Consider the following 8,501-nt stretch of genomic DNA (forward strand, 5'->3'; position numbering starts at 1 on the left):
CGGGGTAAGCGCAAGCCGCGCGCGCAAAAAAAAAGGGCCCCGCAAGATGCGGGGCCAAGGCGTGCTTCACCACGAAGCCGGGTTCCAACCTCCTTGAGAGCGGTGGCGCTCATGCGCCGCCGAACCAAGAAGGACATGGCGGGGCACTCTGCCCCGCCGCCGTTTCAGGACATGCCTTCGGGCAGCCAATTGGAAATGCGGCTGGCCTGTTCCTCGGTGACACCAAGCGCCTCGCGCATGGCGACGTCAGAAAAGAGGCTTTCCAACTGCGCCGCCTTCTCGGATTTTTTGAGCCTGTCGAAGGCCAATGCGCTCGGCGCATCCTCCGCAATATCCAAGAGCTCGCGCCAGATTTGCGAAAGATAGGGGCCTGAAACGCGCGAGAAGAAATTCGCGGCATTGGGCGTCCAGATCTCGCGGGTCCGGGGCTGGGTCACCTTCTCGATCAGCGCGGCAAGCTTGGCATCCCCACCCTGATATTGCGCGGCGAGAAAACGCGTGAGTTCGCCCCGGATATGTTCACTGCCTTTCTGGCGGAAAGCGCGGAAGCTTTTGGCGAGATCCCTGCCCTGCATGTCGCGGGCAGGGTGTTCCGCGAGACGCGGATCGAGTGCATAACCCTCGGCCCCGGTGATCGGCCAGTTCGGTACTTCGCCCGGAGAAATCCCGAAAGGCTTCTGCCAATGCAGCGCATGGCTGAGTTGGAAGGCCAGCAGGTCGAGAAGAAGTTCTGGATCACGCAGCACGGCATGCTGCCTTGCGCCTTGCGCGACCCGGTCGAGATCCTCGCGCAGCTTTTGCGAGATCGGCGATTTCGGGGGCTCTTCGCGCTCATGCTGCGAAGCAATCAAAAGCCCGGCGGCGATGGCTGCCGGTTTGTCTTCCTTGCGCACCAACCCGGCACAAATCTGCACTGCGCCGCGCGGATCGACATAGAGGATCAGGCCTGAATGCGCCTCCTGCGCTGCGCTATAGCTGCCCTCGCGGATGGCTTGCAGCGCGGTCAGTTCGTCGCGGGTTGCCGCATCCAGCGTCTCGGCCTCGTCAAGTGCAGCCAGTTCATCAAAACGCGCGGCTTGGTCTGCCGAGAGCGCGCCCTCCTGCTTATAGAGCCGGGCGAATTTGCCCTCTTCGATCTGGTAGTAGCCGACATAGCTCTCGAAGCTCATCTCGACCCATTTCCAGCCCTCGCCCCGATGGTCCTCGGCAAGCTCGGCGAGCGCCGCGGCAAAAACGGTGTCGAGGATGTCCGGATCATCGAGCAAGATATCTTCGGCGAAGAGATCGCGACTGACGCGGCCTCCGTCGGCTTGATAGGCCTCCAGCCCGACAAAACATGCGCGACGGTCGCTCAGCTTCACCGCCTCGGGTTTCAGCGCTTTCCTGATCTGATGCTCGGACCAATCCCGGCTCCTACACAATTCCAGCACTTCAAGACTGCGCGCCGCGTCCATGCTGATGGTGAAGGCCGCCGCCATGCCGAGACTGATCTCATTCGCGGCCAGGGCGGCGATTACCGCTTGCGGCAACCCCGCCAAAGCAAGGCGGCGCTGGACATGTTTCTCGCTGACGGCAAAGGCGCGGGCGATGATTGGCATCGTTGCGCCACTCTGCGCCATCTTGCCATAGGCGCGGATCTCGTCCGCCGGGTGGAGATCACGTCGCGCTGCGTTCTCCGCCAAAGCCCAAGCCTGCGCGGTATGGGCATCGGGCGCGATCCGCACCGGCGGATTGGCGAGTTCGGGACGGGTTGCTGCCAGATCGTCGTGACGCGCGGCGAGGAATTGCAGCGCCCGCAAGCGCCGACCACCGGCGACAATCTCTATCTCGCCGGCCTCCGTCTCGATACCGGCAAGGTTCTGGATCAGACCAGCGGTCCAGATGCTCTCGGCCAGTTCCGCCACTTCGGCCTCATCGACATGCTGGCGCGGGTTGATAGTTGAAAGCACGAGTTGCGCGAGCGGAAAGCGGGCTGCGTCGGCGACGATACGGCTCTGTTCATTCATTGGGACATTCCTTGTGATGTTGGAAAACATTCTGCTAGGCTTGCCCCAGCCCTTATGGGCTGAGGCGTTGGGGCTCAGATCGCCCCGTGCTGGATCAGGAAGCGGCGGCCGATGCCAAAAGGATCGCCCTTCCTGAGAAGCGCCCAGGCCTCGATCCTGCGGCGCTGCATCATCTCTTTGCTGATTTCTCTCACCTCCCTTCCGGCGCGAGTTGCGCCTTGGTGTCCCGGCCCTGCCGCGCAGGGCCGGGACGGGGGTCAGTATTCGCTGGGGAAAAGCAGGGTCAGGACGCGGCGGGTCTGGGTCGCGTCCAAGGGATCGGCCGCTCCGAAACGGTAATCGGCATCGTATATATCGATCTTCCACCAGATTTTCTTGCCGCTGATGGTCAGCGCCCCGAAGGAATGATCGCCATATGGGTCGTTTTCTTCGGTGAAGCTCGCAATACCCGCGACTTCGATCTGGGCGCGGGCCATGAAGCCAAGGCCTTCAGCGGCGACACCTTGAGTGCAAACCACTTGGCCGAGCAGCTCGGGATGGCCGCCCTGAATGATCGCGGCGCGGAAGGCATCATTGGCCTTGGCGATTTCTGCGGTCTGGGCGTCGAGATCGGTTACACCGCTCTCTCCGCATTGGGTGCAAGCCTCGGGCGCGGTCAGGTCCGAGACTTCGATCTCGCCGCAGCTCTTGCATTGATAGTGAGCCATATCTGGCCTCCTTCGTGGTGAGGCCCCGTTCCGGTCTGTTGCCGAATAATCGGGGCGGTCTGGCAAGTGAGGTCCGCGAAGCGGCGCCTCTCTTGCCGGACTGCCTCCCGGCGAGGGCAGGAGGGGGGCCCGCGCCAGCCCGGCGACAAGGAAGAGGGGGAGGGGGATCTCCCGGCCACGCAGCTCGGCCCCCGGCCGAGACCGTGGTTGGGGACACCGCCTCTGACGCCGCTCGCCGGGCTTGCGTGGGGGAACCGGCGGTTCCCAATACGGACGCGCTTCCGCGCGGCTCAGGCAGGGATGCGGGCGTTCGGCTCGTCCGAATCCCCGCGCGTCTGACTTATCCCTGCGGCGGAATCAGAACGTCTGGGCAGAGTGGTCACCTCCCCTGCCCTGCCCTCTTCTTTCGACTTCGGTTAGGACTACTCAGAACGGTCTCGCCAAGCACGTTCCCTTTCCGTTCCAATTGCGCTAATTCATCTGCAAGGACCGGGGGACGACATGGGCTATCTGCAAAACCTCAATGCGGCACAGCGCCAGGCCGTCGAGCATGGCATGGATCCGCTGCTGATCATTGCCGGGGCGGGATCGGGCAAGACCAACACGCTGGCCCATCGCGTCGCCCATCTTTTGAAACAGGGAGCCGATCCGCGGCGCATCCTGCTGATGACCTTCTCGCGTCGCGCCGCCGCGGAACTGACCCGGCAGGTGTCGCGGATCACCGAGAGCGTTATGGGCAGCGGCTACGCAGCCGAGGCTCTGACCTGGGCCGGCACCTTCCATGGCATCGGCGCCCGCATCCTGCGCGATCTGGCGTTGCAGATCGGCTTGAACCCGGAATTCACCATCCATGATCGCGAGGATTCCGCTGATCTGATGAATCTTTGCCGCCATGAGCTGGGCTTCTCCAAAGCGCAGACCCGGTTTCCGGCCAAGGGCACCTGCCTGGCGATCTATTCCCGCGTGGTGAATTCCGGCGCGCCGCTCAGCGAGGTCCTGACCGATCACTTCCCTTGGTGCGCGATGTGGGAGGGTGAGTTAAAGCGCCTCTTCGGGGCCTATGTCGCGGCCAAGCAGACACAGAATGTGCTCGATTACGACGACCTGCTGCTGGCCTGGGCGCAGGTGATGGAGGATCCGGGCTTCGCCGCCCATCTCGGCGCGCTTTGGGATCATGTCCTGATCGACGAATACCAGGACACCAACCGGATGCAGGCGCGCATCCTTCTGGCGCTGAAGCCCGAGGGGCGCGGGTTGACCGTCGTCGGCGATGACGCGCAATCGATCTATGCTTTCCGCGCCGCGACGGTGCGCAACATCCTAGACTTCCCTGCCACCTTCACCCCACCTGCTTGCGTGGTGACGCTGGAGCGCAATTACCGTTCGACCCAACCGATCCTGACGGCGGCCAATGCGGTGATCGCGCGCGCCTCGGAGCGGTTCACCAAGGATCTCTGGTCAGATCGGGCCTCGACCGAGAAACCACGTCTGGTGAACCTGCCGGATGAGGCGGGTCAAGCCCGCTTCATTGCCAATCAGGTTCTGGTCAATCGCGAGGGCGGCATGACGCTAAAACAGCAGGCGGTGCTGTTCCGGACCTCGAGCCATTCCGGCCAACTCGAGATCGAACTGACCCGCCGCAATATCCCCTTCGTCAAATTTGGCGGGCTGAAATTCCTTGAGGCCGCGCATGTCAAGGATCTGCTGGCCTTGCTACGCTTTGCCCAGAACCCGCGCGACCGGGTGGCCGGGTTCCGGCTGCTGCAATTGCTGCCGGGACTGGGGGCGGCGACAGCGGCGAAACTGCTGGACCGCATCGCCGCCAGCCCCGATCCTTTGGCCGCACTGACGCAGATGCCGCCGCCCGCCAAGGTGACTGGATGGGAAGACCTTGTCTCCGTTCTTCAACCCGGCACCTGGCCCGAGGCATTGGGTCGCGCTCGGCTGTGGTACGAGCCGCATCTCGACCGCATCCACGAGGATGCCGAATTCCGCCGCGCCGATCTGCTGCAGCTTGAGCAGATCGCATCGGCCTACCCTACGCGCGAGAAGTTCCTGACCGATGTGACGCTCGACCCGCCCGAGGCGACCAGCGCCGAAGCCGGAGTGCCGCTGAAGGACGAGGATTACCTGATCCTCTCGACCATCCATTCCGCCAAAGGGCAGGAATGGAAGGCGGTCTTCGTGCTGAACGTGGTCGATGGCTGCATCCCCTCGGATCTCGGGACCGGACAGACCGCCGATCTCGAAGAAGAGCGGCGTCTGCTTTATGTCGCGATGACCCGGGCCAAGGATCAGCTGACCTTGGGCGTGCCCTTGCGCTTCTACGTCACCCAGCAGGCCAAGCGCGGCGACCGCCATCTTTTAGCCGCCCGCACCCGCTTTATCACCAGCGACATGCTGGAGCATTTCGACGTTACGCGATGGTCCCCGCGACATGCGACAGAGGCCGCTGCCCCTGCCCTGGGCCGCGTCGATATCCGCGCCAGCATGCGGGATATGTGGGGGTGAGGGCCCCTGCCCTTCTCAGCTGAAGCCCTGAGCGCCTCGGGCCAATTCCCTGCGCAGTCGCCGGTCGCGCTTCAGGTGCCATTCCCGGCTCATCGCCTCGCTTCGCGTTGGCAAGCGCTCGGCGTAGATCAGGATCCATCTTCGCCCACGCGTCGATTTGGCACCGAGCGCTGTACCGGAATTGTGCTCTGCCAGACGTCGCTCGAGATCCAGGGTCCACCCGACATAAGTGCGGTAACCATCGCTAGCGTGGCAACCGAGAACATAGGCGTAGGCCGTCATCCCCCTGCCCTACCCTTCTGAAGCGAGGCTGCCCGCGAAGCGCTCGGCCAGTTGCTCACGGCTAAACGTCTCGGCAACGAGGTCGACAAAAACGCGGGTCTTGGCCGGCAGCAAGGTCCGCGACACGTAGTAAAGCGAGATTGCCCCGGCATCGGCAAACCAATGCGGCAGCAACCGGATCAGGCTGCCGTTTTCCAGATCGCGCAGAACGTCGGGCACAGCCAGCAGCGCCACGCCAAGGCCCAGCTTTGCTGCCTCGCGCATGGCGGCGGGATCGTTGAGGATGATGGTGTCGGGAAGCGGTGCTGCCTTCTCGGTCCCAGCCACATTCCGCATCACCCATTGCCGCAGCCTACCCGTCCGCAGCGAGCGCATCGCTATCCCGTCCAACCGCGACAGATCCTCGGGCTCACTTGGAAGGGTGCGACCGGCCGTGTAACCCGGCGCGGCAACCGCGATGATATGCGCGGGCGCAAGTGTGCGGGCAACCATCCCGGGCGTCAGCTCAAACCCCGCGCCGATGGCCACGTCATAGCCTTCGGCAGCCAGATCAACATGGCGGTTCTCGAAATGCCATTCCGGGCGGATCAGCGGGTGGCGGCGCATCAGTTCGGGCAGCAGCGGCAGAATGAATTCTGCACCAAATGTCGGGCTCAGGCTGACCTTCAGCACCCCGGCAGGCTCGGAGGCCCCGGAGGAGACATCGGCAATCGCCGTCTGCAATGCGTCGAGATTGCCGCCGATCGATTGCAAGAACCTTTCCCCCGCCTCGGTCAGGACCAGTTTGCGGGTAGAGCGCTGGAATAGTCGCACACCCAGATTGCGCTCCAGCATCGCGACATTGCGGCTGACGGCGGCCGGCGTTAGGGACAAGCGTCGCGCCGCTTCCGAGAAACTCGCGGATTCAGCGCTTTTGACGAAGCTTTCCAGATTGGCGAGGGTTTCCATCATACCTTCAACGATTACTTGAAGCCGAGACAAATGATTACCGGCTAATTTGTAATAAGCAACAGGCGCATCTTCACCGCATCGAAACCCGATGGAGTGAAGACCATGACCCTCACCCTTGCTGGAAAAACTGCCCTCGTCACCGGCGGCTCGCGCTCGATTGGCGCGATGATTGCGAAAAGACTGGCTGCCGATGGCGCGGCGGTCGCCCTGACCTATAGTGCCTCGCCCGAGCGCGCCGCGGAGGTCGTCGCCGAGATCGAGGCCGAGGGCGGCAAAGCCCTGGCCATCGCTGCGGATGCGGGCGATCCCGAGGCCGTCCGCGCTGCCGTGACCCGGACGATTGAGACCTTCGGCAGCATCGACATTCTCGTGAACAACGCTGGTCTCGGCCTTGGCGGTCCGATCGAGGAAATCCCTTTCGAGACCTATCAGCGCATGATCGCAGTCAATGTCACCGGAGTCTTCGTCGCGACCCAAGAGGCCGCGCGGCACATGAAACCCGGCGGGCGGATTATCCAGATCGGCTCGTCAATGACCCGCTACGCGGGTTTTCCGAACGCCTCGCTTTACACCCTGACCAAAGGCGCGATCACCGGCTTCAATCGCAGCCTTGTTCGGGATCTGGGACCGAAGGGGATCACCGTCAACACCGTCCACCCGGGCCCCACCGATACCGACATGAACCCGGCCGATGGCCCGGTTGCCAAGATCGTCGGTCCCGGCATGGCGATCGGCCGCTACGGCCAACCATCCGAGATTGCCAATGTCGTCGCCTTCCTCGCCAGCCCCGAGGCGGCTTTCGTCACCGGTGCCGAGATCGTCGCCGATGGCGGGTTAACCGCCTGAACCCGCAACAGGAGAGAAACCATGAACAGCATCGGCATTATCGGCGCAGGCAATATCGGCCGCGCCTTCGCCACCGCCCTCGCCCGCAACGATATTCCTGCGACCCTGTCGAACAGTCGCGGCCCCGATAGCCTGCGCGAGATGGTCGCCGGCATCGGACCCAGCATCGAGGCAGGCACCCGCGAGGAAGCTGCATCGAAGGATATTGTCTTCGTTGCGGTGAACTGGTCGAAACTGCCTGCCGCGCTGAAGGGCCTGCCGGATTTTGGCGGGCGCATTGTGATCGATGCGAACAACCCGATCGAGGCACCGCTGTTCAAGCCGGCTGACCTGGGCGGCCGACTTTCGACCGAGGTCTTCGCGGATCTCGTGCCCGGTGCAAAGGTGGTCAAGGCCTTCAATCATCTGCCGCCGGAACTGCTCTCAAGTGATCCTCAATCAGCGGGCGGTCGGCGTGTTCTGTTCTATTCCGGCGACGAGGCCCGATCCAAGTCTGCGATTGGCGCATTGATCGAACGCCTTGGTTTTACCAGTATTGATCTGGGCCCGATCTCCGTGGGCGGCCTGCTGGCTCAGTTCCCCGGCGGGCCGCTGCCCGCGCTTAATCTCGTACGGTTTAAGTAGACGAGATTTAACAGCTGTTAATTTTGCATCTTGGTCCAAGAAGCAGACGGCTTAACAGCTGTTAAGCCGCCTGCACCTGCCTGAAAAGCGCAGCAATCATGGGTACACACGAAAACTTTCCATCTTTGGCTTTAGCACTGAGCGACCTCAGATAGGCTCCTGGCGAGCGAATCTCACTAAAACGTTCGAGCATTGCGGCAAGAACGACCGAAGCTTGAAGTTTTCCCATTTTTTGCTGAGCTTCCTCCCAAGCAGATTTGTTGATGCCCATCGAAGTGCGAAGGAAGCATGCAGCGTTGTGAAGCTGAGACCACGTTTCGATTGGCTCTTCATAGAACGTTTGAACTGTTGGGCAGCTCTTAGCTACAAGATGTAACGTCAGTGAAGATGCTGGGTGCTTGCCGAGCTCGTCAGTTGGTGCTGAAGCCTCGAGCATGACCTCGTCGGTACACTCAGAACTTTTTTCAGCGTCACACTTCTTCTCTGTCGGAGCGAATTCAGAGTCATAGTATCTTTTCTTTGTATTATGATAGTGCTGCTCAATATGAACTGCACTGCTGTTCATTTCTGTTGC

At 62.3% G+C, this 8,501-nt stretch carries 8 protein-coding genes; 3 read left to right on the forward strand and 5 right to left on the reverse strand.

Going from position 1 to position 8,501, the window contains the following annotated elements; translation table 11 throughout:
* Positions 1-164: 164 nt before the first annotated feature.
* The gene (locus RGQ15_RS22270; protein WP_311163096.1) at positions 165-2,006 is read right to left on the reverse strand and encodes a ParB/RepB/Spo0J family partition protein; all 1,842 of its coding nucleotides are present in this window, start codon (positions 2,004-2,006) and stop codon (positions 165-167) included.
* 257 nt (positions 2,007-2,263) lie between these two features.
* Positions 2,264-2,713, reverse strand: coding sequence for a DUF3768 domain-containing protein (locus tag RGQ15_RS22275; RefSeq protein WP_311163098.1), 450 nt, complete (start codon positions 2,711-2,713; stop codon positions 2,264-2,266).
* A 501-nt stretch (positions 2,714-3,214) separates the two neighbouring features.
* On the opposite strand from RGQ15_RS22275, the gene RGQ15_RS22280 reads away from it, so the two are divergent.
* Positions 3,215-5,224 (forward strand): ATP-dependent helicase, encoded by a 2,010-nt coding sequence (locus tag RGQ15_RS22280; protein WP_311163099.1) that lies wholly within the window; start codon positions 3,215-3,217, stop codon positions 5,222-5,224.
* A gap of 15 nt (positions 5,225-5,239) precedes the next feature.
* Here the strand turns inward: RGQ15_RS22280 and RGQ15_RS22285 are convergent, their stop codons facing one another.
* Positions 5,240-5,506 carry a GIY-YIG nuclease family protein gene (locus tag RGQ15_RS22285; protein ID WP_311163100.1) on the reverse strand — a complete coding sequence of 89 codons (267 nt, stop codon included), beginning with the start codon at positions 5,504-5,506 and terminating at the stop codon, positions 5,240-5,242.
* A 9-nt stretch (positions 5,507-5,515) separates the two neighbouring features.
* Positions 5,516-6,454 carry a LysR family transcriptional regulator gene (locus RGQ15_RS22290; RefSeq protein ID WP_311163101.1) on the reverse strand — a complete coding sequence of 313 codons (939 nt, stop codon included), beginning with the start codon at positions 6,452-6,454 and terminating at the stop codon, positions 5,516-5,518.
* Between the two features lie 105 nt (positions 6,455-6,559).
* Here RGQ15_RS22290 and RGQ15_RS22295 point away from each other — a divergent pair, with 105 nt between their 5' ends.
* Together RGQ15_RS22295 and RGQ15_RS22300 are read left to right on the forward strand one after the other, a co-directional pair.
* Positions 6,560-7,303 (forward strand): SDR family NAD(P)-dependent oxidoreductase, encoded by a 744-nt coding sequence (locus tag RGQ15_RS22295; protein WP_311163102.1) that lies wholly within the window; start codon positions 6,560-6,562, stop codon positions 7,301-7,303.
* Between the two features lie 21 nt (positions 7,304-7,324).
* Positions 7,325-7,927 (forward strand): NADPH-dependent F420 reductase, encoded by a 603-nt coding sequence (locus RGQ15_RS22300; protein ID WP_311163103.1) that lies wholly within the window; start codon positions 7,325-7,327, stop codon positions 7,925-7,927.
* A gap of 61 nt (positions 7,928-7,988) precedes the next feature.
* Here RGQ15_RS22300 and repC read toward each other — a convergent pair.
* Positions 7,989-8,501: replication initiation protein RepC (repC, locus tag RGQ15_RS22305; protein WP_311163104.1), on the reverse strand; the 513-nt coding region annotated here is incomplete at its 5' end.

This window comes from Paracoccus sp. MBLB3053 (assembly GCF_031822435.1).
In the GTDB taxonomy this organism is placed as follows: Bacteria; Pseudomonadota; Alphaproteobacteria; order Rhodobacterales; family Rhodobacteraceae; genus Paracoccus; species Paracoccus aurantius.

Excerpts from the sequence above, each read along its gene's own strand:
- RGQ15_RS22270 (WP_311163096.1), bottom strand. The coding sequence starts at position 2,006 with ATGAATGAACAGAGCCGTATCGTCGCCGACGCAGCCCGCTTTCCGCTC.
- RGQ15_RS22275 (WP_311163098.1), bottom strand. The coding sequence starts at position 2,713 with ATGGCTCACTATCAATGCAAGAGCTGCGGCGAGATCGAAGTCTCGGAC.
- RGQ15_RS22280 (WP_311163099.1), top strand. The coding sequence starts at position 3,215 with ATGGGCTATCTGCAAAACCTCAATGCGGCACAGCGCCAGGCCGTCGAG.
- RGQ15_RS22285 (WP_311163100.1), bottom strand. The coding sequence starts at position 5,506 with ATGACGGCCTACGCCTATGTTCTCGGTTGCCACGCTAGCGATGGTTAC.
- RGQ15_RS22290 (WP_311163101.1), bottom strand. The coding sequence starts at position 6,454 with ATGGAAACCCTCGCCAATCTGGAAAGCTTCGTCAAAAGCGCTGAATCC.
- RGQ15_RS22295 (WP_311163102.1), top strand. The coding sequence starts at position 6,560 with ATGACCCTCACCCTTGCTGGAAAAACTGCCCTCGTCACCGGCGGCTCG.
- RGQ15_RS22300 (WP_311163103.1), top strand. The coding sequence starts at position 7,325 with ATGAACAGCATCGGCATTATCGGCGCAGGCAATATCGGCCGCGCCTTC.